Annotated in this window: 28 protein-coding genes, 7 tRNA genes and 1 pseudogene; 23 read left to right on the forward strand and 13 right to left on the reverse strand. The window is 40.6% G+C overall.

All coding sequences use genetic code 11. The annotated features are described in order from the left end of the window. Nucleotides 1–510: 510 nt before the first annotated feature. The 4 genes and pseudogenes from ABMY35_RS15845 to ABMY35_RS15860 all read right to left on the reverse strand — a co-directional run bounded on the left by ABMY35_RS15845 (nt 511) and on the right by ABMY35_RS15860 (nt 2,536). On the reverse strand, nt 511–984 hold the full coding sequence (locus ABMY35_RS15845; RefSeq protein WP_349287261.1) for a methyl-accepting chemotaxis protein: 474 nt from the start codon (nt 982–984) through the stop codon (nt 511–513). 119 nt (nt 985–1,103) lie between these two features. Continuing rightward, entirely contained in the window at nt 1,104–1,454 is a 351-nt protein-coding gene (locus tag ABMY35_RS15850) for a hypothetical protein (protein ID WP_349287268.1), read from the reverse strand. A 12-nt stretch (nt 1,455–1,466) separates the two neighbouring features. Continuing rightward, nucleotides 1,467–1,583: pseudogene (locus tag ABMY35_RS15855) on the reverse strand (hypothetical protein); the annotation flags it as partial. Between the two features lie 575 nt (nt 1,584–2,158). Further along, nucleotides 2,159–2,536, reverse strand: coding sequence for a hypothetical protein (locus tag ABMY35_RS15860; RefSeq protein WP_349287112.1), 378 nt, complete (start codon nt 2,534–2,536; stop codon nt 2,159–2,161). A 200-nt stretch (nt 2,537–2,736) separates the two neighbouring features. Here ABMY35_RS15860 and ABMY35_RS15865 point away from each other — a divergent pair, with 200 nt between their 5' ends. Further along, entirely contained in the window at nt 2,737–3,639 is a 903-nt protein-coding gene (locus ABMY35_RS15865; RefSeq protein ID WP_349287113.1) for a DMT family transporter, read from the forward strand. On the opposite strand, the gene ABMY35_RS15870 is transcribed toward ABMY35_RS15865, so the two are convergent. Then, nucleotides 3,636–4,337: a hypothetical protein gene (locus ABMY35_RS15870; RefSeq protein WP_349287114.1), complete on the reverse strand. Its 702-nt coding sequence runs from the start codon at nt 4,335–4,337 to the stop codon at nt 3,636–3,638. The two genes, ABMY35_RS15865 and ABMY35_RS15870, sit on opposite strands and share 4 nt — an antisense overlap. A gap of 139 nt (nt 4,338–4,476) precedes the next feature. Here ABMY35_RS15870 and ABMY35_RS15875 point away from each other — a divergent pair, with 139 nt between their 5' ends. Together ABMY35_RS15875 and ABMY35_RS15880 are read left to right on the forward strand one after the other, a co-directional pair. Further along, nucleotides 4,477–5,925: an ATP-binding protein gene (locus ABMY35_RS15875; protein WP_349287115.1), complete on the forward strand. Its 1,449-nt coding sequence runs from the start codon at nt 4,477–4,479 to the stop codon at nt 5,923–5,925. Next, nucleotides 5,926–6,612 (forward strand): response regulator, encoded by a 687-nt coding sequence (locus ABMY35_RS15880; RefSeq protein ID WP_349287116.1) that lies wholly within the window; start codon nt 5,926–5,928, stop codon nt 6,610–6,612. Nucleotides 6,613–6,648: 36 nt separating this feature from the next. Here the strand turns inward: ABMY35_RS15880 and ABMY35_RS15885 are convergent, their stop codons facing one another. Continuing rightward, complete coding sequence (locus tag ABMY35_RS15885; protein ID WP_349287117.1) at nt 6,649–8,232, reverse strand: LysM peptidoglycan-binding domain-containing protein; 1,584 nt, start codon at nt 8,230–8,232, stop codon at nt 6,649–6,651. A gap of 79 nt (nt 8,233–8,311) precedes the next feature. Beyond that, nucleotides 8,312–9,073: a hydroxyacylglutathione hydrolase gene (gene gloB, locus ABMY35_RS15890; protein ID WP_349287118.1), complete on the reverse strand. Its 762-nt coding sequence runs from the start codon at nt 9,071–9,073 to the stop codon at nt 8,312–8,314. Between the two features lie 51 nt (nt 9,074–9,124). On the opposite strand from gloB, the gene ABMY35_RS15895 reads away from it, so the two are divergent. Beyond that, complete coding sequence (locus tag ABMY35_RS15895) at nt 9,125–9,877, forward strand: methyltransferase domain-containing protein (RefSeq protein ID WP_349287119.1); 753 nt, start codon at nt 9,125–9,127, stop codon at nt 9,875–9,877. A gap of 8 nt (nt 9,878–9,885) precedes the next feature. On the opposite strand, the gene rnhA is transcribed toward ABMY35_RS15895, so the two are convergent. Then, a complete protein-coding gene (gene rnhA / locus ABMY35_RS15900; RefSeq protein ID WP_138484728.1) occupies nt 9,886–10,353 on the reverse strand; it encodes a ribonuclease HI in 468 nt (155 codons plus the stop codon). Between the two features lie 70 nt (nt 10,354–10,423). Between rnhA and dnaQ the strand changes: the two genes are divergently transcribed. From dnaQ to ABMY35_RS15945, 9 genes are all read left to right on the forward strand, one after another. After that, the gene (dnaQ, locus tag ABMY35_RS15905; protein ID WP_349287120.1) at nt 10,424–11,134 is read left to right on the forward strand and encodes a DNA polymerase III subunit epsilon; all 711 of its coding nucleotides are present in this window, start codon (nt 10,424–10,426) and stop codon (nt 11,132–11,134) included. 12 nt (nt 11,135–11,146) lie between these two features. Beyond that, nucleotides 11,147–12,511 carry a TIGR03503 family protein gene (locus tag ABMY35_RS15910; protein WP_349287121.1) on the forward strand — a complete coding sequence of 455 codons (1,365 nt, stop codon included), beginning with the start codon at nt 11,147–11,149 and terminating at the stop codon, nt 12,509–12,511. A 98-nt stretch (nt 12,512–12,609) separates the two neighbouring features. Beyond that, nucleotides 12,610–12,686 (forward strand) — tRNA-Asp (locus ABMY35_RS15915). 27 nt (nt 12,687–12,713) lie between these two features. Next, nucleotides 12,714–12,790, forward strand: a tRNA-Asp gene (locus ABMY35_RS15920). 38 nt (nt 12,791–12,828) lie between these two features. Then, nucleotides 12,829–12,905 (forward strand) — tRNA-Asp (locus tag ABMY35_RS15925). Between the two features lie 24 nt (nt 12,906–12,929). After that, a tRNA-Asp gene (locus ABMY35_RS15930) sits at nt 12,930–13,006 on the forward strand. Nucleotides 13,007–13,033: 27 nt separating this feature from the next. Then, nucleotides 13,034–13,110, forward strand: a tRNA-Asp gene (locus ABMY35_RS15935). A 28-nt stretch (nt 13,111–13,138) separates the two neighbouring features. After that, nucleotides 13,139–13,215: transfer RNA gene (locus ABMY35_RS15940), tRNA-Asp, on the forward strand. 52 nt (nt 13,216–13,267) lie between these two features. Further along, a tRNA-Asp gene (locus tag ABMY35_RS15945) sits at nt 13,268–13,344 on the forward strand. Between the two features lie 130 nt (nt 13,345–13,474). On the opposite strand, the gene ABMY35_RS15950 is transcribed toward ABMY35_RS15945, so the two are convergent. Next, nucleotides 13,475–14,200, reverse strand: a complete 726-nt coding sequence (locus ABMY35_RS15950; RefSeq protein ID WP_349287122.1) for a glutathione peroxidase — start codon at nt 14,198–14,200, stop codon at nt 13,475–13,477. 131 nt (nt 14,201–14,331) lie between these two features. Then, nucleotides 14,332–15,522, reverse strand: coding sequence for a flagellar assembly protein T N-terminal domain-containing protein (locus ABMY35_RS15955; protein WP_349287123.1), 1,191 nt, complete (start codon nt 15,520–15,522; stop codon nt 14,332–14,334). Nucleotides 15,523–15,629: 107 nt separating this feature from the next. Here ABMY35_RS15955 and ABMY35_RS15960 point away from each other — a divergent pair, with 107 nt between their 5' ends. Next, a complete protein-coding gene (locus ABMY35_RS15960) occupies nt 15,630–16,097 on the forward strand; it encodes an LPP20 family lipoprotein (RefSeq protein ID WP_349287124.1) in 468 nt (155 codons plus the stop codon). A 32-nt stretch (nt 16,098–16,129) separates the two neighbouring features. On the opposite strand, the gene flgN is transcribed toward ABMY35_RS15960, so the two are convergent. The 3 genes from flgN to flgA form a co-directional block, all read right to left on the reverse strand. After that, a complete protein-coding gene (gene flgN, locus ABMY35_RS15965) occupies nt 16,130–16,558 on the reverse strand; it encodes a flagellar export chaperone FlgN (RefSeq protein WP_349287125.1) in 429 nt (142 codons plus the stop codon). After that, a complete protein-coding gene (gene flgM / locus ABMY35_RS15970) occupies nt 16,551–16,874 on the reverse strand; it encodes a flagellar biosynthesis anti-sigma factor FlgM (RefSeq protein ID WP_349287126.1) in 324 nt (107 codons plus the stop codon). The genes flgN and flgM overlap by 8 nt, the downstream gene beginning before the upstream one ends. 67 nt (nt 16,875–16,941) lie before the next feature. Beyond that, nucleotides 16,942–17,649: a flagellar basal body P-ring formation chaperone FlgA gene (gene flgA / locus ABMY35_RS15975; protein ID WP_349287127.1), complete on the reverse strand. Its 708-nt coding sequence runs from the start codon at nt 17,647–17,649 to the stop codon at nt 16,942–16,944. Nucleotides 17,650–17,789: 140 nt separating this feature from the next. Between flgA and ABMY35_RS15980 the strand changes: the two genes are divergently transcribed. The 9 genes from ABMY35_RS15980 (at nt 17,790) to flgH (ending at nt 25,056) form a co-directional block, all read left to right on the forward strand. Beyond that, on the forward strand, nt 17,790–18,722 hold the full coding sequence (locus ABMY35_RS15980) for a chemotaxis protein CheV (protein WP_138483454.1): 933 nt from the start codon (nt 17,790–17,792) through the stop codon (nt 18,720–18,722). A 17-nt stretch (nt 18,723–18,739) separates the two neighbouring features. After that, nucleotides 18,740–19,573 carry a protein-glutamate O-methyltransferase CheR gene (locus tag ABMY35_RS15985; protein WP_138483452.1) on the forward strand — a complete coding sequence of 278 codons (834 nt, stop codon included), beginning with the start codon at nt 18,740–18,742 and terminating at the stop codon, nt 19,571–19,573. A gap of 164 nt (nt 19,574–19,737) precedes the next feature. Continuing rightward, the gene (gene flgB / locus ABMY35_RS15990) at nt 19,738–20,148 is read left to right on the forward strand and encodes a flagellar basal body rod protein FlgB (protein ID WP_138483450.1); all 411 of its coding nucleotides are present in this window, start codon (nt 19,738–19,740) and stop codon (nt 20,146–20,148) included. 2 nt (nt 20,149–20,150) lie between these two features. After that, a complete protein-coding gene (gene flgC, locus ABMY35_RS15995; protein ID WP_058029153.1) occupies nt 20,151–20,585 on the forward strand; it encodes a flagellar basal body rod protein FlgC in 435 nt (144 codons plus the stop codon). Between the two features lie 14 nt (nt 20,586–20,599). Further along, nucleotides 20,600–21,283 carry a flagellar hook assembly protein FlgD gene (locus tag ABMY35_RS16000; protein ID WP_349287128.1) on the forward strand — a complete coding sequence of 228 codons (684 nt, stop codon included), beginning with the start codon at nt 20,600–20,602 and terminating at the stop codon, nt 21,281–21,283. Nucleotides 21,284–21,325: 42 nt separating this feature from the next. Continuing rightward, nucleotides 21,326–22,669 carry a flagellar hook protein FlgE gene (gene flgE, locus ABMY35_RS16005; RefSeq protein ID WP_349287129.1) on the forward strand — a complete coding sequence of 448 codons (1,344 nt, stop codon included), beginning with the start codon at nt 21,326–21,328 and terminating at the stop codon, nt 22,667–22,669. Nucleotides 22,670–22,787: 118 nt separating this feature from the next. Then, nucleotides 22,788–23,552, forward strand: coding sequence for a flagellar basal body rod protein FlgF (locus ABMY35_RS16010; RefSeq protein WP_138569046.1), 765 nt, complete (start codon nt 22,788–22,790; stop codon nt 23,550–23,552). 17 nt (nt 23,553–23,569) lie between these two features. Next, nucleotides 23,570–24,358 (forward strand): flagellar basal-body rod protein FlgG, encoded by a 789-nt coding sequence (flgG, locus tag ABMY35_RS16015; protein ID WP_058029157.1) that lies wholly within the window; start codon nt 23,570–23,572, stop codon nt 24,356–24,358. Nucleotides 24,359–24,372: 14 nt separating this feature from the next. After that, nucleotides 24,373–25,056: a flagellar basal body L-ring protein FlgH gene (gene flgH / locus ABMY35_RS16020; protein ID WP_349287130.1), complete on the forward strand. Its 684-nt coding sequence runs from the start codon at nt 24,373–24,375 to the stop codon at nt 25,054–25,056. The last annotated feature ends 1 nt before the right edge of the window (nt 25,057 follow it).

Raw genomic sequence — 25,057 nt, forward strand, 5'->3', positions numbered from 1 at the left:
GTCTCCCATGTGAAAGTAGAACATTGCCAAGCACCTATTTAAAAAAAGCCCGATTCGAAAGAGTCGGGCTTTTTTGCTTTAAGTCTCTCTGCAATAGATAAAATGGCTCACTTCACCTTGCGCGAAAAGAATGTCAGCGTTTCACGCTCTGTCATTAACTTTGCACTATTTCAATACGTTCGCAGTCGCTAATTTTGCACCATAAGCGCAAGGTGAAGAGAGCAGCTTTCACCGTACTTAATCTAGACGCCCTCAACTCCAGCTAAACTGGTTTATCTCACCTTGCGCAAAGCAAATGTGCTCGCCTTGCTCGTTGTCATTAACTTTGCACTATTTCACTGCGTTCGCAGTCGCTAAGTTTGCGCGAAAAGAATGTAAGCGCTTCTCGCTTGTCATAAACCTTTCGCACAATATTTGTGCAAAGTAAATGTGCTCGCCTTGCTCGCTGCCATTAACTTTGCACTCTAAACCGTATTCACTGTGTTTTCTGTCGTTAATTTGTCTGTAGCTTCAGAATAGCTCTGCTTCTTGATGAGATAGATTCCCTCGAAGGTCTTCAACCATTTTTGTTAGGTCTCTATTTGCATTTGCCACAGTTCGGGATACATTGTCGCTTTGGGCCAATTTCTTATAATTGTCAGAGATGACTTGGAGTTGAATTAATGTTTCATGAAGTGTTTCTGATATTTTTGTTTGCTCACTGGCAGAGTTTGTAACTTGTTGGTTTAGGCTTTTCATTTGCTCCATTTCTTGGAGAATCTCCTTCAATGCTATTTGTGCATCTTGGCTCTTCTCTGCGTTATCAGCTGTTATTTTAATTTCATGCTGCATTGCAGCTACAGCTTGTTTGGATGTAGTCTGAAGTTCATCTATAACGGAGGTAATACTCATAGTTGATTGATGGGTTTTAGACGCGAGGCTTAGAACCTCATCTGCCACAACAGCAAAGCCTCGGCCTGCTTCTCCAGCTCTTGCTGCTTCGATTGCGGCATGAGTGCGAGTAAGTTGGTTTGTTCTGCTGTAGAGCCAATCATATCTAGTACACCTCTAACACTTGCAGCTTTGGATTCTAGAGACTCTATGACAATCGACGTATTTCCTACCTATCTAACAAGCTCCTTCATGCTATTAGCAGACAGCTCCATAGTATCCCCACAGTTACTCGCTTTTTGTGTGACTAGGGTAGTTGATTGCAAAGCTTGTTGAGTAAGTCCTTGCAACCTCGTTGTAATTTCAGATAATCCATTAATGGTACTTTCCATAGTTTGAGAGCATGCGACTTGTTCTTCAGAACCTCTGCTTATTTCATTACTAACTTGATCTATTGCTTCAAATGCATCTTCAACCTCTCCTTTTACAACAGCTATGTTTGAGACAGCTTCAACAATATGATTCTCTATTTCCGTTATGGCTTGACTGAGTTGACCCACTTCATCATTGAAGGGGCAATCCATGTGCAAATCATATTTCCCATTAGAGATCTCAACTGATTTATCTATTAAATCTCGTAGAGGTAAGATAATTGCTTTGTGTATAAAAAGTAGGATACCGAATATTGCAACTATAGCTATGAAAAATGACATTATTGGATAGACAGTTATAACAATAGATTTCTGTTGTTCTAGATTACTCTGAACTTCAGTAAAGTGCTTAGTTACTGCTCTTTTTTCTATAAGTCCTCGAGCGAAATCTCTGTCAATGCCTCTTACTATTGTATCGCTTTATTTATAGTTTTTATTTAGAACAAAGCTTCTTTGAGCTTTCTTATAAGCTGTTAGCATAGTTGATGCTGATTAATAAACCGAGTTGTCCAATCTCCTTCTTCAAAAGTTTGCAGTTGCTTTAAATCTTTCTGCACACTTTTATGAAGAGAAAGGAATTCTTGTCAATACTTTTCTTCATTTCTGAGTAGCAGGTTTTTCCATGCTTGAACTTGGCTTTTGAAAGATGACTCTGCGTTGGTAATTAGAATAATGCGTTGCTGATCTTTGTTGACTAAGGATTGGTAATCCCAAATCAAAACTCAAGTTTTAAAATGCTGAATGTATTTGCAGATAATATTAAAGAAATACCTAAAATTATAGGGACCGCAACTTTACTTTTTATATTCATACCACTCACCACTAGATTTAGGTTTTAAAAGTGTGAGTGACATTCTTTATTTTGTCCAATTAGTATTCAAGTTACTTACTTTTAGCTGGTTGTAAGTTCTGAGGCTCATAACCATTAAAGTAGCAGCAATTAAGCCGCTTGCCATATGGTGAATAACAAGATGACTGGCTAAAAAGGCAGGAATATCGCTAAAGTCGTCAATAAATATCATTTTTCCGATAAAAGCAATGTAAACACTGATGTGCCCCCAAAGTGCTATTTTAAACTTTTTACTAAATCTAATTATCAACAACTCTGAAAGTTTTTTGTGCATGACTTTTAAAAGTAACAAGCTAGAAAAAGCAGTTACTATGGATAATATACCAAAGCCAAGAATTGATAGTTTGATAAGAACAGCAGTGATGATATAGACGATAATTGTCATAGTTCCTCCGAATAAAGGGCTCATAATATGAAAAATTGCAGATATGTCTATCAGATGTATATGTTGATTAAAGCAGTTATTATCTTCATTAATGTATCGTTACATAAAACTGTATGATGAGACCAATGTACCGATAACATTTGTGCATTTTAGTCAGTATAATTTCGACCTCTTCAATTTTTTATTCCCAAGGAAAATTTATGCCCGTGCAGGGGTCGTATCTATTTGTGATCTTAGTTTGGTCAACAACACCGCTTGGTATTGTCTGGAGCGCCGAGACGATGCCACCAACACTAAGTGTTTTTCTACGTATGTTGATTGCATTGGTGCTTGCCATCATCACTGTGTTTGCTCTAAAAATACATGTGCCGTGGTCGAAAAAGTCCTGCCTGTTATATTTCTATTCTGCTGCAGGCATTGTAGTGGGTATGCTTTTCAGCTATTTGGCAGCTCAGACTGTGCCTTCCGGTGTGATTTCTCTAGTGTTTGGCCTTGCGCCAATAATCTCAGGTCTTTTTGCGCAAAAAATATTATCAGAACACGCTTTTACACCCGTTAAACTAATCGCCTTATTGTTCTCTATACTCGGCTTGTTTTTAGTGTGTAAAACGCAAATTCAGCAATTGAATGTACCTGTTGAAGGGATTGTCTATGTGCTCATGGCTGTTACAAGCTTTAGTTTGAGTGGCGTAATGATTAAGACAGTACCAATCGCAATCCACCCAATGGCAACAACGCTAGGGGCATTGGCATTTGTAACGCCTGTTTTTGCAATGATTTGGTTAGCAGCAGGTGGTGAGATTAATCATGAACAATGGCAAATGAAGTCAATTTTAGCTACGGGTTACTTAGCACTTTTTGGTTCATTGTTAGGCTTCTTAGCCTATTTTCATGTACTGCAAAAGTTACCGGCAAGTACAGTTGCCTTGACGACTTTGATCACCCCTGTTTTTGCGGTAAGTCTGGGCGCGTTTCTGAATGATGAGGTTTTAACGTCATCGCTTTTAATTGGCGGTACTATGATTTTGCTAAGCTTATTTCTTTACCAGTTTGGTGATAAGTACATCAAACGAAATAAGCTAGAAGCGGTTGAAAAGGCTTAAATCTTTAAAAGTGTACACACGGTTTCAACACGTGTTTGAAAACAGCTAGCGATGAGTAATACGCGTTGATGCGCATTGTCTAGCTGTTCATTTACTTTTTCTTTAATTAAAAACTGACATATCGCATGTAATAGACGCGATTCGCTTTGCTGAGACGTTTTTGACTGTATTTCAATAAGGGCTAAAAGAGCAGAAAATTCATGGTCTGGCAATGTGGCTAAGTTATGATTAAATGCAAGATAACAATCGATAGGGCGCATGCTTTGATGATTTTTATGCCCGAGAGCGAGAGCAAGTGATTCATTTCTTTCAAATAACATAAGAGACCTTAAAAAGTTAAACGGCCATTGTGTTTGCTGAGCATTAGAGCAAAGCGCATGAATAACCGTGTTGCCTTGTCTGTTGGCTTGCTTATAGCCCTCAATTTCAGTGAGTGCATTCGAGAAAAATGCCAGTCGCTCTAATGTATTAATACCAGTGATCAGTCCTTCAGGTAGTGCTTCTTTTGTTGTGATTAGCTGCTTGCAAAGATCTTGAAAAAATACGTAGGTCTCTTGGTTCTTTATTGCTCGCTCGAAGCAGAACTTTAATACAAGCGTGCAGTCAGAATCGCTGAGTTGACTATAAAACTCAGGCAGTTTATCTATTTGTTGTGACTTTATATAAGAAATAAATTTCTGAAGTGTTTGGTTTTGCACTGTATTCGGGATCTTTTTTAAATTTAGTTTATAGTATCAAATTCGAGGCTTAGGAAAACAATAAACTGCGCCTGTAACTTCCACATTCTTTACACATTCATGGCGGAACATGATCTTGAGTCAATTTTTTGAAGTTAAAATGAAGACGCTTAGATTACCTATTCGCATAAAAATATTAATTATGCTGCTGTTAGCTAATTCGACATTGGTATTGGCCATATTTTTGGCTAATCAGATAGCATTTGATAAAAGCTTTTCTGACTATGTTCAAAGTCAAACTAAAGCGCGTCTTGAGCCAGTTATTGAAGCTTTTCACCAAACAATGGAAACGCAACAAAATGTTGATTGGCTAGATAGAAGGTCGCCACACTGGAAAAACTTAATGCGAACTTACTATCAAGTAAGTGCCGCTAATGAGACCTTATCAAAAAAACGACCAAAGCCTAGCAAGGATATGCGCCCACCCCCTCGAGGAGAGCGAAGAGGCAGGAGACCCTCAGACAAGCTATTTTTTAAAGCGCCAGATGGTACATTATTGGTTGGTAGGCCCTCTATGGTGAAGGACGCACTTTGGTTACCTGTTTATTGGCCAGATAAAAAAGAGCAAAAGTTAGGGTATATCGGCGTTGAAAATGGCTCGATGGTAACAGGGAAATTTGAAACACTATTTGCCAAGCAGCAGCGTCAACATTTTGTTATCATTGCTATTATTGCTTTTGTGGTGACCTTTTTACTGTCTATCCCTTTTAGTAAATACTTAGTTAGGCCAATACTTGCATTAAGGCAAAGAACAAAAAACCTCACCAGTGGGGACTATTCGTTATCAAGACAAATCATTCGCAGGGATGAATTAGGTCAGCTTGAAAGTGACATGAATTTGCTGGCAAAAACATTGGCTGAAAATTTGACTGCTAGGCAACGTTGGATAGCTGATATTTCTCACGAATTAAGAACCCCGATTGCGGTTATTAAAGCTGAAATCGAGGGCATGATTGACGGTGTCATAGAAGCTGATGAAGCGCAGCTTGATTCATTGCATGAAGAGATCATGCGACTTACCAAATTAGTAAACGATCTGCACCAGCTTTCGATGTCAGATAGGGGGTCGTTGTCCTATGAAAAGTCACAAATGGTGTTGCCTGAACTCATAGAACGCAGTCTTGAAAAAAGAAAAAGTGAACTTAGTCACTTTAATTTGCAGTTTGATTTCAGCCCCAGATGCTTCTTGTTCTGTGATGCACATCGTATGGGACAGTTATTCGATAACTTATTGCAAAACACGTTACGCTATACTGATGCATCGCCAGAAAATAAGGGAATGTTAGATATTAAGGTGAGCAGAATTGGGCAAGGGGTCCAAGTTATATGGCAAGATAGCAGCCCAGGAGTAGGGTCTGAACAGCTGTCACACCTCTTTGAACGACTCTACAGAACAGACTCAGCCAGAAACCGTAAAACAGGTGGTTCAGGGCTTGGTTTGGCGATATGCCAGAATATTATTATGGCGCATAATGGCGAAGTTCACGCAGAGCAAAGTAAGCTTGGTGGATTAAAATTGACGATAGAATTCAAATATAAGGAAAATTAAATGGTGACTGCAGATTCAGTCCTTATTGTTGAAGATGAAGAAAAGCTGGCTGCGATTTTAGCAAAATACTTATCAGCTTCAGGCTTTGAATGTCATGTCGTTACAGATGGTGGCGAAGTAATGACAGCATTTGAGTGCTATAAGCCCTGTATGGTGCTTTTAGACATCATGTTACCTAACGTTGACGGTATAACTTTGTGTAAGCAGATCAGGGCTCAAAGCCAGATCCCCATCATTATGACGACAGCTAAGGTTGAAGAAGTTGATAGGTTGATTGGTCTTGAAGTTGGTGCGGATGATTATGTCTGCAAGCCATATAGCCCAAGAGAAGTTGTAGCTAGGGTAAAAGCGATCATGCGTAGAGTTAATTATATTGCAGAGCAAAACCAAGAAGCTCTTCATGGCTTAAAAGTTGATGAGCAAACATTTATGGTAAGGTTTAACAATGAAAGTATTTCACTCACACATGTTGAGTTTCTGCTGCTTAAAGCTATGTATGCTCACCCAGGGCGTATTTTCAGTCGTGATAAACTGATGGATCATATTTATTCAGACGACCGTATAGTCAGCGATAGAACGGTTGATAGCCATATCAAGAAACTTCGTAAAAAATTACAGAGCATTGCACCTGAAGCCAATTTTATTCGTTCGATTTATGGTGCCGGCTATAAGTTCGAACCTATCTAAAAAGCACCCTTGGGTGCTTTTTTCAATTCATCTTTCTTATGAAGTGCGTTTAACATCGACTTTTAACTTTAACTTTTGCCCTGGCTGAAGATACTTTTGTCCAGATAAGTTATTCCACTCGACAATTTCTTTTACCGTTAAGTTAAATTTAGAAGCAATACGGGCTAAAGAATCTCCACGCCTAACCTTGTAAGTAATGGTTCGGGTAGTAGAAACTAATCCGGTAGGTTTGCTCTCTGCTTTTGTTTGATAAATTGTGAGCTTTTGCCCGAGCTTTAAGACGCTGTTGGTTTTTAGCTTATTCCAGTTAGCAAGCTGCTTTACTGTAACATCATACTCTCGGCTGATATCCCACAGTGTGTCACCAGATTTCACCGTATGTGTTTTTTTAGCGCTCGTAGACTTATTCGCGGCAATTCTGACCGACTTTGGTAAGTGCTCACTATTGATTTTTCCATCGCTTAGAGGAACAAGCAGTTTTTGGTTGATACGGATAATGTGGGTATCAAGCCTATTAAGAGATTGAATGGTTTTACTGCTCGTTGAAAACTTTTTAGCAATCACAGATAGAGTGTCACCGCGTTTCACCGTGTAGTATTGCCAACGCAACCTGTCTTTCACTGGTGTTTGTGCGAGTTTGTTTTTAAATGCATCTGCTTTATCACTGGGTATCAGTAATTGATGTGGGCCATCAGGTGCGGTTGCCCAACGGTTAAACCCTGGGTTTAAACGGTATAATTCAGTGAGGCTTAAATCAGCCATGTCAGCGGCAAGGGCTAAATCAATTTGTGAGCCGACATCGACAATCTCAACTACCTGAGCATTAATAATTGGCTTCCAAGTGACATTGAACTCTTCTTGTCGTTTTAATAAATCTGATAAAGCTAATAACTTAGGCACGTAAGCCGTCGTTTCTCTTGGTAAATCAAGCGACCAAAAATCCGTAGGTAAATGTTTTTTACGGTTCTTTCTGATGGCTTTTAAAACGCGCCCTTCACCTGAGTTGTATGCTGCAATGGCATTCAGCCAATCACCTTCTAAAGTTTTATGCAGATAACTCAAATAGTCTAAAGCTGCACGCGTTGACTGCACTATGTCTCGGCGACCGTCATACCACCAATTCTGATGTAAGTTAAAACGCTCTCCCGTTTGAGGCATAAACTGCCAGATACCCGACGCACTTCTATGTGAGTAGCCGAATGGGTCGAACGCACTTTCAACGATGGGGAGTAAAGCGATCTCGATCGGGATTTGGCGTTTTTCTACTTCTTCAACAATAAAGTATAAATAAGGCTCTGCACGCTTTGATATACGGTCTAAATATTTTTGATGGCGTTGATAATAGTTTCTCTCAGCTACAACAGGGCGATTTTGAGGCACTGGAATTGAGAGTTGGTAACGAATACGTTCCCAAACATCATCGAATACAGGAGCCGGCTCGTCTGCTTCTACCGGCTCTGTGATTGAATTAGCAAGCGCTTCGCTAATATCTAAAGGGCTTGCTAGGTTCTCATTAGCAGCTGTATTGGTGACCTCTAATTGATCTTTTGGTGTGTCAGTTAGAGTTTGACAACCCGTTAACAACGAGAGCGTTAAAACTATACTTGCAGACTTTTTCATAGTGATTCATATTCGAGCAAAAACCGCTCGATTCTACAGATTCTCTTGCGTTATTTAAAGTAATCACATGGTAACTTGGTTAAAATTCATCTTTCCAAGCCCTTAAAGCTGCAAATTTTTGCCAGTTTTCATTTGTATCTTGAATTAAATGCTTAGGTACATGTACAAGGCTACTTTCTTCAGAGGCTCTTAAAAAGGGGTTTACAGCCCGCTCAAGACCAAAATGTGTCGGTAAACTTGCCTGATTATCATCTCGAAGCTTTTGTACTTTTTCGATATACGCTAATAAATCTGCATTGTTAGGTTCAACAGCGAAAGCAAATTTAAGGTTGGCTTGCGTGTACTCATGGGTGCAGTAGATAAGCGTATCATCGTCACATTCGGCAAACTTTTGTAAAGAATGCCACATCATCTCAGCATCACCTTCAAATAAGCGGCCGCACCCAGCGCTAAATAAAGTATCGCCGGCAAAGCAAAAAGCATCGTTCATATAGCAAATATGATCTAAGGTGTGCCCTGGCGTTGAGATGATTTTAAACTTTGTATCGGCAACGGTTATTTCATCACTGTCATTTAATTTGTGTGAGATACCTTCAAAAGGGGAGTTTTCAGGGCCATAAACAGGAATGTTTTTGAACGCCTTAAGTAAAGCCTCAACGCCATTGGTATGATCCCAGTGATGGTGGGTGATTAGAATACCAGCCAGCGTTGTGTGAGTTTGTTTTAAATAATCAAATACAGGTTCAGCTTGCCCTGGGTCAACAACCCAAATTTTATTTTCTTTTCTCAATGCCCAGATATAGTTATCAGAAAAAGCTTTAATTGGATCAACTTGCACCATAAGTATTTGCTCTATAAAGTGTAGATGGGTTTAGTATAACGAGCATCAATAATGAAACCAGCATTAAGTTTTCGGTCTGGACCAAAACCATTAACTTGGTCTGACTTTCCACATGGCGATTATATAAAAGTCGGCTTAGAGCGAAGAATGAAAGCCTGGTTACCGAGGATGTTTGGATATCACTTACTTAAACTAGGCTCATTAAGTGGTCAGCTTGATACATCAAAATGTGTGATCCCTCATCAAGTGAATGTATCTCCCAACCAGTGTAAGAAAACCAGTGTGATTGCTGAAATTGATGAACTTCCTTTTTCGGAGCACAGTGTCGATGTATGTGTGCTGGCTCACAGTTTAGAATATGAAAGTGATCCTCATCATATTCTGCGTGAGGCACATCGTACTTTAATTCCTGGTGGCTACTTGGTTATTTCAGGGTTTAACCCATTCAGTTTATGTGGGTTGGCGAATTTATTGCCGTTTAGTTCTCAAAAGCTGCCGTGGTCAGGGCGTTTTTTTACCCCTGCTAGGGTGAAAGACTGGTTAGACTTACTGGGGTTCGAAATAATCAGTGATGAGCGCTTTGTCTATGCATCGTTGGCTCGTGGCAGCCGTTTATCTCGTTTTGCGCCTTGGCGGCGTTTTTGTCGTCATTATTTAAAACCCATGGGCAGCTGTTATATGCTGGTGGCACGAAAGCGGGTCGCACCTTTAACACCAATTAAACCTAAGTGGCACGCAAGGCCCAAATGGGCACCTGTGGTTAAAAATGCGGGGCTTAGACAAACTCGAAACAAGTCGAACTAACAACAAATTTAAGCTGCTTGATATCCTTCATCTTCAAGCAGTTTTGAACTACCCGCAGCTTCTCTGGCCAAGTCATCTACGATTTCATTATATTTATTGCCACTGTGACCTTTTACCCAACGCCACTCTATGTCATGTCTTTGACAGGCCTCATCGAGGCGCTTCCATAAATCAACGTTTTTAACTGGCTTCTTTGCGGAAGTAAGCCAGTTACGCTTTTTCCAACCTGCAACCCAAGACTCGATACCTTGTTTAACATATTGGCTGTCGGTATGTAGCACGACCGTGCAAGGTCGTTTAAGGGTTTCGAGTGCAACAATGGCAGCGAGCATCTCCATTCTATTATTAGTAGTGAGTTTATAGCCTTGAGAAAGCGTTTTTTCATGGCCTTGATAATGAAGATAAATGCCATACCCACCAGGTCCGGGATTGCCTAAACATGAACCATCGGTATAAATCTCTACGCTTTTTTGCACGAATTAGCCTGTTTTTATGTAGAATAAAGTGATTAGTTGCTAACAATAGCAAAGTTAACAGGCAGACGATATGTTAAAGAGACAAATAGTCCTGGATACTGAAACCACAGGTATCGATCCGAAAGCAGGGCATAGGATCATTGAAATTGGGTGTGTTGAACTCATTAATCGCCGTTTAACAGGAAATAACTTTCATGTGTACATCAACCCTCAGCGTGATATTGAAGAGGAGGCAATCGATGTTCATGGTATCACCAATGAATTTTTAAGAGATAAGCCGCTTTATCATCAAATAGCACAAGAGTTTTTTGATTATATAAAAGGGGCTGAGCTCATTATTCATAATGCACCGTTCGACGTCGGCTTTATGGATAACGAATTTGCGCTGTTACAGCAAGGCTACCCCAACACTCACGAGTATTGCGAAGTGTTAGATACGCTTGTGATGGCGAGAAACCTGCATCCTGGGCAGAAAAATAATCTTGATGCATTATGCCGACGTTATGACATAGATAACGCCAAACGTACGCTTCACGGCGCATTACTGGATTCAGAGATCCTTGCTGACGTTTATCTAGCAATGACGGGTGGTCAAGTAAAAATGAACTTGGCGAATAATACCGAAGACACATCGCAAACTGATAACACCAGTATTCGACGTTTGGCTGATAACCGTCCGGCACTTAAAGTTGTTAAGGCTTCTGCCGATGAAGTGATAGCGCATGAAGAAAGGCTAAAAATCGTTAATAAAAATGGCGAGACTCTTTGGCAACAAAATTAAGGTAAATTTTATATGAAGCGATTATTGTTAGTGCTGCTCTTATTGTTTGTTCATGAATGTATTGCACTCACAACAACCCCGTCGATTACGTTGTTGAAGAATAATCGCAAAGTAAATGAAGTTCCGCTGTTAGATAACCGCTTCCGTATTGATCATAAAGTCGAAAAAATAACACTGCTTTTCTTTCGTAAGCCAGGCTCCCCAGCGGTTATCTTAGTCAAACCTGATGGTAGTAAATACTACGCGCATCATGCTATAAAAGATGAAATGCTAGAGTGGTACGATGAAGCAAGCTATGACCTTATTACCATAGAAAACCCAATGCCAGGTCCTTGGCAGGTAATAGGTAGAGTGCAACCCGATAGCCGAATTATGGTGTTAGGTGACATTGAACTGGTGGTAGAGCCATTACCTAAACTGATGTTTAGGGGAGAAACACTCAAAGTGACTGGCCAAGTAACGAACGATGATAAGCCTATCGATGTCGGCTATTTTCGTGATGTGGTCAGCCTAATCGTTGAGTTCGTGAGTACCAACAATGATCAATATGACAATTTTGGGGCTGGCACACAAAGTGTGACCGAATTTAAAGATGATGGTCGCGAATTTGATGAAAGACCAATGGACGGTATTTTTACTGGAGAATTTAAACTGGTTTTTCCTGCAGGTGAGTGGCAACCAGAGTTCTATATTGAAACGCCCATTCTTAAACGCAGGGTAGTACAAGCACCTATCGTTATCGCAGAGCCCCCCTTTGAGTTTGATTTGACGCTTGCCAGTAATACTACAGCTAGTCATGAACTGTTGATTAAGCTGGATCAAAATATCATCAAACCTGAAACGGTTATTTTTCAAGGCAAAATATTTTATCCAAATGGTGAAGAGCAAATCTTTACGATTAACCCAGAAGCACGTCTTTACCGCAAATTAGAAGTAAGCAATTACGATTGGGGTCGTTATCAAATCGAGTTTTCTGTCTTTGGTGAAAATATCAATGGTAGAGAATTTATGGCCAAGTTACCTATGTATAACTTTGAGATTGAAAGGCCAATTGAGAAGGTACCTGAGTTACAAGCGCCAAAAGTAAACCCTTTACTTGCTAAATTACCTCCTCCAGAGCCAGAACCCACCTTGGGCACAGGTGCGTTAATCACGATTATTGCTGTTGGTAATGTTTTTGTGATGCTAATTGGCTGGTTAGCCATCAGAGTTTTTGTTCAAAAGAAACCAATTAAGCTGAAAATTAAATTACCGTCATTCAAGAAAAAGCAATCGACAACAGAACAGGATGACGACAAAGATAACGCAAATGATCCGAATGGTTCAAAAAATAACAAATCAGGTGATATTTTGAACCTTTCTATGGATGGAGACTAAAAAAGACAGTTTTTTTAAAAAAAACAGTTGACTCTAAACAGGTCGATTCGTATTATTCACGCCGCTGTCAGGGAGCAACCTGACAACAAGAATAAAGCGGAGTGGTAGTTCAGTTGGTTAGAATACCGGCCTGTCACGCCGGGGGTCGCGGGTTCGAGTCCCGTCCACTCCGCCAATTATTCTAAAATTTGTAAGTCGCGCTGGAGTGGTAGTTCAGTTGGTTAGAATACCGGCCTGTCACGCCGGGGGTCGCGGGTTCGAGTCCCGTCCACTCCGCCAATCTTACAAAATGCCTTTAGGCACCCTTTCCTAAGTGTGGAGTGGTAGTTCAGTTGGTTAGAATACCGGCCTGTCACGCCGGGGGTCGCGGGTTCGAGTCCCGTCCACTCCGCCAATTAGGAAAAGATTAAAACTCAGTGGAGTGGTAGTTCAGTTTGTTAGAATACCGGCCTGTCACGCCGGGGGTCGCGGGTTCGAGTCCCGTCCACTCCGCCAATGTTTTAATCGAAATTATTTGCTCGTGGAGTGGTAGTTCAGTTGGTTAGAATACCGGCCTGTCACGCCGGGGGTCGCGGGTTCGAGTCCCGTCCACTCCGCCAATGCAAATAAAAAATAAGATATCTCTGCGGAGTGGTAGTTCAGTTGGTTAGAATACCGGCCTGTCACGCCGGGGGTCGCGGGTTCGAGTCCCGTCCACTCCGCCATTAGATATCTAAGAGTCACACCAGAACTGGCTCTGTAAATACCCACCACTGCGGAGTGGTAGTTCAGTTGGTTAGAATACCGGCCTGTCACGCCGGGGGTCGCGGGTTCGAGTCCCGTCCACTCCGCCACTCATTTTGATTATTCATATCACTACTACCTTAAAATCATATATTTTAATCACAGCAAAATAACTTCCTTGTTATCTTTAGCTTAACTTAATTTGCTCAATTGAGTATTATCAACAGCTTAAACCAGTCATCAAAAATGCGACAGTATCGCTTCTGAGTCACCAATATACTTTCCAGAGATAAATGCTTGCGGCACTGTTTCTTGGCCTGAAATAGCTTTTAAACTTGTTAGACTAGCGTCACGGCCCAATACAATCTCTTCGAATTGAATACCTTTACTGATCAGGTGTGCCTTAGCTTTCTCACAATAGCCACATCCAGGTTTGGTAAACAAGCTCATAGGCTGAGGCTTTTCACACTCTGGGTTGATGTAATCAAGCATGGTATCGGCATCCGAAACTTCGAAAGGATCACCAGGTACATCAGGCTCAATGAACATTTTATCAACAACGCCATCTTTAACCAGCATAGAGTAACGCCAGCTTCGTTTACCAAAGCCTAAGTCAGCCTTATCGACAAGCATGCCCATCCCGTCCGTGAACTCTCCATTTCCATCAGGGAGAAGGGTGATGTTGTCAGCTTCTTGATCTTTCGCCCAGGCGTTCATAACAAAGGTATCATTTACTGATAAACAAATAATGTCATCAACACCGTTTTGTTTGAATGCATTTGCCAGCTCGTTATAGCGCGGTAAGTGTGTAGATGAGCATGTTGGAGTAAAAGCGCCTGGCAAGGAGAATACTACGACTGTCTTGCCTTTAAAAAGTTGCTCTGTTGTGACGGTATGCCAATCATTACCAATTCTCACAGGAAATGATACAGAGGGTACAGTTTGTCCTTCACGATTTTCTAGCATATTAATTTCCTCATAGTTGAATGCCTTTATTATCTATAATGCATATTTAGATTAAAGTAAGTAAAACAAATAAGGGCAATCTAAAAACTAGATTACCCTTACTTTATTGCTTGAATTGTGAGTATATGAAGTTATTTTAACGAGAATGATTCAGGTTCTTTAGCAACCACTTTAATGACGTCATTAAGCTGAATATTATTTAAAGGCCTGTCACTTAAGTTTCTAGCGATGGCACTTTGCGCATTCACTTGTTCAACTACAACTTGTTCAATGGTTTGAATATGATGTGAAAACTGCATGCCATTTGCCGCAGTCAAATTGCTTCTGTGAAGGATTGAAAGTACTTGCCCCGCTTCAAGCCCATGGCTTTGTCCTAAGTTAATCACCACTCTATCAGAGTCGATCATTAATATTTTACCTGTTGTCTTAAGACAACTTACAGCGGAGTTCAAATCTTGACTCACCTTATTGTAAATAGTTTGAATCTTTTGACCATAATCGGTTCGCCAAAACTCCTCACTATTTACATTCACAATCTGAGTTTTTTTATGTGGCCAAATACCTTGAGCGCTGTAATGCTGAGACCAGACTTGATCATTTGTTTGTGAATCAAATAGCGCAAAATCAATTTTAAAGTTGCGCATAAAGGCTTCACTTTCCCAAAATGCGTAATCGTTGTTCATTTTTCTGCCTTGAGAAATATCTGTTATTTGACTCAGCAACACATACTGACTGTTACTACTGCGACTTAACGTGTCAATTAAGTCGGCGTTATATTCAAACTGTTGTGCAAAGAATGCCCTGACATCTAGTTTTCGATCAATATATGGAATCATTTTTACGCCTAAATTTCGCTCGTTTAAAGTATTAAATAAACGCTGTGAACTGGCTTTAGGTATGTCAAAAATTTGACCTAGCCTGGCTTGATCTGGGTGTGTCAATTGGCTTTGTGTGACAGTAATCTGTTTATTAAATTTTGACTCAAGACAGTGTGCTTGCTGGGGGATAATATCTAGATGTAGCGTGACAGAGTATTGCTCGCCTTGTTGCTGTTCATTGATTAAATTCACATGTTGTATCTGACCATGGGTTTTAATCTTTAACTCGTCTTGCTCGAGAACACCGTCGGCAACTGTTTGAACGCTAGACACCGTAGCACCAGAGAATATCAAAGCTTGGGTTATGGCATCTTTGACAGCCATTTGTCTTGCTGAAGACGTATCACCATCAACTATGCCGCCATAACCGACTACCTCAAACCATTCCGCCTTTACATGAGCGCAGAATACAAGTAGTACAATTATCAGAATATGTTTCATCATCTCTATTCCAAACTGATTTGCTTAAAAGATCAAAAGCAATAGACGTACCAGCTTTGTTGGCGTGAAAAATGCATTGAATGAGCAGACTTTAATTTGGTGTGTTTATTATGAAAGCGAAAAACGTTTTTTATTCATCATTAGTAACATGTTCTATTCTACTTTCAGGCTGTAGCTCAATATTTGATAAACATATAGAGTATACCTACGAAGCGCCGGATTACTATCCTGTTTTACGAGCTGTGGGATACGCGCCTTTGAGCAGTCAACCAGGTGAAACGGATGCGCAAAAGATGTTGATGGCAATTAAAGTATCTAAACTGGAAGCATACAGAGAACTTGCCGAGCAAGTGCACGGGCAAAAGCTCACATCAACGATGACTGTAAAAGGGGCAATTGCGCAAACGGATGGCTTATCGAGTAAAGTCGGCGGTTTAATCAAAGGCGCTAAAATAGTGAAGACATACTCTGTCGGTGATACTTATGCGACAGAATTAGAGTTAGACATGAAAAAAGTACACGAGTTGTATATTAGCGCTATCAAACCAAGAAAAGTAAAGCGAGTGATTTACTACTAACTAAAAACAAGTGTGTGCTCAACTTTTAACCATTAGGCTTTGAGATTTTTAACTAGCTCAGAGTTCGCGCTGACGACTCCACCATCTTGCCCATATGTGATGGAGGTTGGAGCACCGATAATTATGTCTTTTAATTCTCGTACCGCAAGCTGAGCTTGATGGGCGGCTTGGGCGTTAACATCATTTTGTTTCTTACACTTTAAGAGCAAAGAGTTAACTGCGTTGGTTAAAGGTGTAATTTGTTCGAATTGAAAAATATCTTTGTTAAAGCCTGAAATTTCTTTATCTAGTTTTTGAATGGAATTGAGAAGAGTGAGTTTTTCACGAGCGATGTCTTTAAGGCCATCGCCCTTTTTGCTGGCAAGACATTCTAGCTCAGCATCTAAGAGCTGGGTCAAAGCGTTTAGATGCTGTATCTGATTTTCTAACTTGTGATGACAAAGATTAATTTGATCATCCATACACGTCAAACTCGAATGCGGCAATATTCTTTGCAAGCTTTTCAGCATCGACTTGATACTTACCTTCGCTTATCGCTTTTTTAAGCTCTTCAACCTTTTTACTGTCAAAAGCCGGTTGTTGCTGTGCTTTTTCTTGCAAGCTTTTAAGTTGCTGTGCTTGTGGCGTTAAACTTACAGAATCAGTTGCTGCCTTCTGGGGAGCTTTAGCTACAACAGCTGCTTGATTAGCATCCGATTTTTGTAATTCAGCTTTTTGTTGCTTAATATTATTAAGCGTGCTGTTGGACTGAGGTTGCCCTTTTACATTATTAACCATGATAATTGACCCTAAAATTACTCATGCCTTACTATCGGCTTGTTAGTGTATAACTTTAGCAAAAAAATTAAATATTAACCTCTACAGATTCTACATCTTTTACTCTTGCTGAGATAGTTTTTCCAGACTTTTGATTTTTAACTCTTATTTGCTCACCAATGTTCCCATCTTGGAGTGCAACGCCAGTAGTTTTTATCGTCAAAGTGCGAGTTTTAGCATAAATAGTTACGTTGTCGCCTTTGCAAACCATGCAGATATGATGGAGTCCAATGGCGGTACCTGCTCTAATTACTCTTTTACTTCTACTACCAAGTAGATATCGCTCAGCATCTAAATTACTGGCCCTGACAAAATGTTTAGGTTTAAATTCAATGCTGATAGATTCTCTGGTAATCAGCTCTCCTTTGTTAATGGCCTGAGTCGTAACGATCACAGGATGAAGTTCTTCAATTCTTACATGCACAAATTGAGTCCAGCCAGATATGTCTTCACATTTTACTTTTACAGTAACTTGTCGGTTAAAAGGCGGTTTGGCATTGGTTGAGTATGATAAAGGGCTCTCACACGCACGTTTAGACAACCGAGCATCTAATGGTAATGCTTTAATGTTTGTTTTGATATCAGGGTTTAGCTTAATTTGTTGAGTAATAAACCTTTCAGCCCCCATTTCTAAGTTGGTGTTCGTATAAATTTGTGCTTGGCTCATGTAGCTGGCTAGAAAACAAGCCATTGCACAAAAAATCTCATATGATTTGGTTTTTTTTAACAAACTCATGATGTTTCGACTATGCTTATTTGGAGAAACAAGGTATAAAGATTTTGCGTGAAATACCATATTCCTTCAAGGTACTTCTATGATTAGTATCCTTTAAAGCGTATGATATTACCAAGATGACCGTTATGTAGGAGATTGAAATGGCAGGTGTTTTAGACTCTGTAAACCAGCGTACTCAGTTGGTTGGGCAAAACCGCCTAGAGTTGCTACTTTTTCGACTGAGAGGTCGTCAAAGATTTGGCATCAATGTATTTAAAGTTAGAGAAGTGCTTCAGTGTCCGCCCCTCACCAGTATGCCGAAATCAAATTCTTACATTCGCGGCGTTGCCCATATTCGTGGTCAAACTATTTCAGTTATCGACATGTCTTTAGCTGTGGGTGGTCCACCCATCGAAAACATTAAAGATTGCTTTATTATCATTGCTGAATATAACCGTTCTGTTCAGGGCTTCTTAGTTGGTGCGGTTGAAAGAATCGTTAACATGAACTGGGAAAAAATTATGCCGCCACCAGATGGTGCGGGTAGGTACTCCTATTTAACGGCAGTTACAGAAATTGAAAACGAACTAGTCGAGATACTAGACGTAGAAAAGATTCTCAACGAAATATGCCCTGTTAATACTGAAGTCAGCGAAGAAATAGTGTCTGATGGTGAAATGCAAAAAGACCTTGGTGAGCGAATTGTATTTATCGCAGATGACTCTGCAGTTGCAAGAAACCAAGTCAAGCGTGCTTTGGAGCCATTAGGTGTTCAAACAGAATTAGCAAAAAATGGTAAAGAAGCTTTAATTAGGCTAAAAGAGATTGCAGAAGTTGATTGTCAAAATGACATAACTGAGCGTGTAGGCCTGCTTATTTCAGATGTAGAAATGCCTGAAATGGATGGCTATACGTTAACTGCTGAAATTAAAGCAGATCCAAAATTAGCCCCTTTGCATGTAATCTTACACACTTCACTAAGTGGTGTGTTTAATCAGGCTATGATTGAAAAAGTTGGCGCTGATGATTTTATTGCAAAGTTTAACCCTGATGAATTAGCAACAGCGGTTAAAAAATGGGTTCATTGTGATTAGATAACGGCGGTAGTATCTTGGAAAATAAAAACCTTCAACAAGGCGAATATGACCAGTTCAGAACCTTCCTAGAGCAGCAATGTGGTATTGTTCTTGGAGATAACAAACTTTATTTGGTAAAAAGCCGTTTAGCTCCGTTGATGGCCCGCTTTGGGGTGGACTCTCTTTCTGCGCTTGTCGCTAAAACATTGAGTCCCCATGAACGTCAGCTAAGGGCTGCTGTTGTTGATGCCATGACCACAAATGAAACTCTCTGGTTTAGAGATACTTATCCTTTTGAGTTGTTAAAAAGTAAAATTTACCCAGAATTGAAAGACACCCGTAGGGGCTTAAAAATCTGGTCAGCGGCAAGCTCTTCAGGTCAGGAGCCATACTCTATTGCGATGGCGACACAGGAGTATCAATCTCAAAACCCTGGTGCACTGAAAATGGGTGTGCAAATTGTCGGGACTGACATATCAAATACCATGCTTGATATGTGTAAAAACGCAGAGTATGACTCATTGGCTTTGGCACGAGGGTTGTCAGTTGAACGTCGTCAAAAGTTTTTTCAAGACAGTGGTAACGGCATGGCGCGAGTTGTTGATCCAATAAAGAGAATGGTTAATTTTAGGCACCTTAACTTGCTCGATTCCTACTCTTTGATGGGGAAATTTGATGTTATCTTTTGCAGAAATGTACTGATTTACTTTTCGCCAGAAGTCAAAGCTAAGATTATTTCACAGTTCGCTCAGGCTCTGAACCCTAGAGGGTATTTGTTTTTAGGGGCATCCGAGTCGATGGCAGGGCTAAGTGATGAATTCGAAATGATCCGATGTAATCCAGGGATTATTTACCGTAAGAAAACATAATAAATACTAAGCGGCAACCTACTTGCCGCTTTTTTATATCTTAGTCATTTCTCCTCAAACCTTTCTATCTATACATTACCCTCCTAACCTATTGAAATAAAATGTTCTTATATTGGCTCGTTTATTGCTTATACTTCGTAGAGTCAAATTTTTGGAGTCGTGTCATGGCAATTAGTTTTGATAAAGCACTTGGGGTTCATCAGCATACTATGTTGATACGTTCACAACGTGCAGAGATGTTAGCAAGTAATATTGCGAACGCAGACACACCAGGATACAAAGCAAAAGATATCGACTTTGCACAGGCATTCAAAGCGGCAAAGTCGTCTCAGCAACGTGGCAACATGATGCAAAGAACAGACAGTAAACATCTACATGGCGGCAGCCAGTTAAATAGTAGTGTTGAGCTATTTCGTAATCCAAATCAAGCAGATACAGGTGATGGTAACTCAGTTGATATACAAGTGGAACGAAACTTGTATGTACAAAACGCATTAGAGTATCAGGCAAGTTTGCAATTTTTAACTGGCAAGTTTAAAGGGCTAAAGAAAGCCCTAGGTAGTCAAGGAGCATAACCATGAGCTTATATAATGTTTTCGATATAGCAGGCTCAGGAATGAGTGCTCAAAATATTCGATTGAATACCACAGCGAGTAATATTTCAAATGCCAATAGCATCAGTTCTAGCCAAGATAAAGTTTATCGAGCGCGACACCCTGTATTTGCAGCTGAACTGACCAAAGCGTCTGAGGCACATGATCCAAGCCAGCTAAATGCATCGGTAGGAGTGAAAGTGCTAGGCATCGTAGAGAGTGATAAGCCATTACAGGTTGAGTACAACCCTAATCACCCTAGTGCTGACAAAGACGGGTACATCTATAAACCAAATGTGAATGTAGTAGAAGAAATGGCAAACATGATCTCTGCTTCACGTTCGTACCAAACCAATGTCCAAGTTGCTGACGCAGCCAAGCAAATGCTCAGCAAAACTTTATTACTTGGTCAGCGCTAGTGGGAGTATAGCCGATGAGTAACGATATTAATGCCGCATCTTCATATATGGATTCGTTACGTTGGTCTGAGCAAAATAAAACAACGCAGAGCGATAAGAAAAACGATGCATTGACGCAAGAAGATTTCTTTTCGCTACTTACTCAGCAACTGTCTTATCAAGACCCGAGTAAACCTGCTGATAATGACCAAATGATTTCGCAGATGACGAATTTTACGATGGCCGAAGGTATTTCTGGTTTAAATGAAAAGTTTGACATGCTGTCAGCTTCAATGACCTCTAACTCTGCATTACAGGCATCTACGCTAGTCGGCAAAAAAGCGCTATTAGAATCGGATTCGATAGACTTTGGTGATGACCAATTAGCGAAAGGCTCGATCATTGCTCAAAGTCCAGTTGAGAAACTAACGGTCAGTATATTTGATGACAAAGGCCAACTAGTTCGTCAGATGGACATGGGGGCTCAAAAAGCTGGTGCGATCCGCTTTGAGTGGGATGGTAAAAACGGTGACGGAGAAACCATGCCTGCAGGTAATTACAAAATTAAGGCCGAGGGTAGTTTGAACGGTGAATACACCAGTTTACCTATGGCCACATTCAAAAACATTGACAGTGTTAACGTAAACGGTGCTAACGGCATCATTGTTAATACGAGCTCTGGCGCAGTGAAATTATCAGACGTCGCAGAGATAGCATAGAATTTAAGTACTTAAGTAAATTTAAGTGAAAGAGGTGAAAACATGAGTTTCAATATTGCATTAACAGGATTAGCTGCGGCACAAAAAGATTTAGATGTCACAGCAAACAACATTGCTAACGTTAACACGACAGGTTTCAAAGAGTCTCGTGCAGAATTTGCAGATGTATATGCATCTTCAGTATTTAGTTCAGGCAAAACTAAAAATGGTGACGGTGCTCAAACGACTATGGTTGCTCAGCAGTTTCACCAAGGCTCGCTTAAATTTACCCAAAATTCGTTAGATTTAGCGATTACGGGTGAAGGCTACTTTGCAATGAGTGAAGATATTTCTTCACAAGATTATACCTATACGCGTGCAGGTGCGTTTAAGCTTAATAAAGATAATTTCGTAACCGATGCCGCAGGTAATTACTTACAAGGCTTTCCGGTTGACCCTGGCACGGGTAATACAACATCACTGAGCCTGAGTACCGCATCTCCAATTCAAATTCCTGACGCGTCTGGTTCACCTCGTCACACGTCAAACATTTATAGTTCAATGAACTTAGATTCACGTGCTGGCGCACCATCAACTACAACGTTCGATCCAGGCGATAGTACAAGCTATAATTCATCAACATCAACGACCATTTATGATTCGTTAGGTGAGCCACATGTTGTACAGTTTTTCTTTGTTAAACAAGATCCAGCAGTTGCAAATAACTCTTGGCAAGTGTATGCAACAATGGATGAAATCCCCATTGATATCAATGGTGCTCAAACAGCGACAGGTGCACACACACCAATCGACACTTTACAATTTACAGCGGCAGGTTTGCCTGATGTAACAGCTCCAGCGACAACATTCCCTGATATTAATATTGCATCGACTGCGTCCACAGGTTTGACACGTCGACTAACAAATGGTGCACAGTTTCCAAATAATATTACAGTAAACTGGAGCGATGAAGGTAATACAGCGAATAAACTACCTACTCAGTATGCTAGCCGTTTTGAGGTTAAAGCATTAGAGCAAGATGGTGCAACAGTAGGCCGACTAGCTGGTATTGATATTGGTACGGATGGTAAGGTTGTTGCGTCATACTCTAATGGCGATACTTCTTTCTTAGGTCAAGTTGCAATGGTTCGTTTCTCGAATTCTCAAGGTCTATCTCAAGTTGGTGGCACAGCTTGGAAGAAGAGCCTAACTTCAGGTGAGCCAATCGCGGGTGAGCCAGGCTCAGGTACATTAGGTACAATTAACTCATCTGCTTTAGAGCAATCAAACGTTAACCTTACAAACGAGCTCGTAGATTTGATTAGTGCTCAACGTAACTTCCAGGCTAACTCTCGTGCCTTAGAAGTTAACTCGACGCTACAACAGAACATTCTACAGATCCGATAATCACTTAAACCCTCTTTCATCAAGGCCGCAACCGCGGCCTTTCTTTATTCCACGTCAAAATTAGGTTGGCATCTTTATTGCTTTATTAGGTTTAAGATTAATTTTTAGGCCAAATGTAATGGATAAAATGCTGTATATCGCAATGTCTGGCGCCAAACAAAGTTTGCGTGGCGTGGCATTAAAAGCGAATAACCTAGCCAATGCCAATACCACAGGCTTTAAAGCTGACTTTGCACAAGCGCGTTCAATGCAAGCGTTTGGTGAAGGATTACCGACTCGTGTTTTCGCTATGCAAGAGCGACCGGGCACTAATATGACCATGGGGGCTGTTGTAGAGACTGGCCGTGATTTAGATATTGCGGTTGATCAAAAGTCTTGGATCAGTGTCTTGGATGTATCTGGTAAGGAAGCATATACCAAAGTGGGTACTTTAAACATAAAAACGGACGGTTCTTTGGTGACGAGTCATGGACGTCAAGTTATTGGCGAAGGTGGACCAATTATTTTACCAATCCCGGTTGATAAAGTGGTATTCAGTGATGATGGTTCTATCCAAGTACGACCACAAGGCGCTCCCGCTAATTTTTTAGAAGTTGTCGATAGATTGAAAATCATCGAAGCCGACAATAGCAAGTTACAAAAAGGTAACGACGGATTATTTAGACCTAAAGAAGACGCATTAGAAGATGGCTTTTGCGGCTTCTGTGATATATCGCCCACAGCCAGAGTAATGGGCGGTATGTTAGAAATGTCTAATGTAAACCCAGTGCATGAAATGACAGACATGATTAACCATCAACGTCAGTTTGAAATGCAAATGAAGTTAATGAAAAAAGCAGAAGAGATGGATGAAAAGCATGTCACTCTTCTTCGTATAGTATGATGAGTGAGGTATAAGTTATGAACCCAGCATTATGGATCAGTAAAACAGGCTTAGATGCCCAGCAAACTGATATTTCGGTTATCTCGAATAACCTCGCCAACGCCAGTACTGTTGGTTACAAAAAGAGCCGCGCGATTTTTGAAGATTTGCTTTATCAAAATATCAATCAGCCGGGTGGTCGTTCTTCACAAGATACTGAACTGCCGTCAGGTTTGATGTTAGGTGCAGGTGCAAAAGTAGTTGCGAACCAAAAGAACTTTTCTCAAGGTAATATGCAAAGCACAGAAAATTCACTGGATTGGATGATCCAAGGCCCTGGATTTTTTGAAATTCAAATGCCAGATGGCACAGTGGCTTACTCTCGAAATGGCCAATTCACCACAGATGAGAACGGTAGAATTGTGACTTCAGGCGCAGGCTTTCCTGTTCAGCCAGAAATGAATGTGCCAGACGATGCAAAGTCAATTAGCATCTCACAAGACGGTGAAGTGTCAGTAACGATAGCTGGGCAAGCAGAAAACGTAGTTATTGGACAGTTGGTGATCAGTGACTTTATCAACCCATCTGGTTTAGAGCCTATAGGTCAAAACCTTTATACAGAAACCGCAGTGAGTGGTGCGCCTGTACAGGGCAACCCAAGTGTTGATGGTTTAGGTTCTATTGTGCAAGGTGCACTGGAAACATCAAACGTTAATGTGACCGAAGAGTTAGTAAATCTTATCGAAACTCAGCGTGTTTACGAAATGAACTCAAAAGTTATCTCAAAAGTTGATGAGATGTTGAGTTACATTAACCAGCAATTATAACTCTGGAGGCTACTATGCGTATTGTAAGTTTTATCATTTTAGGCTCATTGTTTTTAACTGGGTGTGTGTCTACACAAAATAAAAACGTCGTTAAAGACGATCCTTACTATGCGCCTATTTATCCAGAGCAACAAGCTGAGCAAATTGTCGCAACAGGCTCTCTTTTTAACCCAAATTTATCAAATGATTTATATGGTGATAAAAAGGCACTCCGTGTTGGCGATATTTTGACAGTCGTACTTAGAGAGACAACCTCTGCAACAAAAGCAGCTAATACAACAACAGGAAAATCAACAGCAGCATCGTTAGATCCAGTCGTAGGGCTTGGTGGAGCAAACGTAAATATTGGCACTCAAAGTCTTCAGTTCGGAATGAACTCCAGTAACTCCTTTTCAGGCGACAGCCAAGCAAACCAATCAAATAGTCTATTTGGTAATATTTCGGTGAACGTGATGCGCGTTCTGCCGAATGGCAATTTGGTTGTTCGTGGTGAAAAGTGGTTAACACTTAACACGGGTGAAGAGTTTATGCGAATAGAGGGCATTATCCGTGCTGCGGATGTTAAGTCAGATAATACGGTAGAGTCGAACCGAATTGCTAATGCGCGAATTCAATATTCAGGTAAAGGTGACGGTCAAGAAGCGCAAAGTGCGGGTTGGTTAGCTAAGTTTTTCTTAAGTACCTTAATGCCATTCTAAG

The organism is Pseudoalteromonas sp. BZB3 (genome assembly GCF_040104455.1).
Classification (GTDB): Bacteria; Pseudomonadota; Gammaproteobacteria; order Enterobacterales; family Alteromonadaceae; genus Pseudoalteromonas.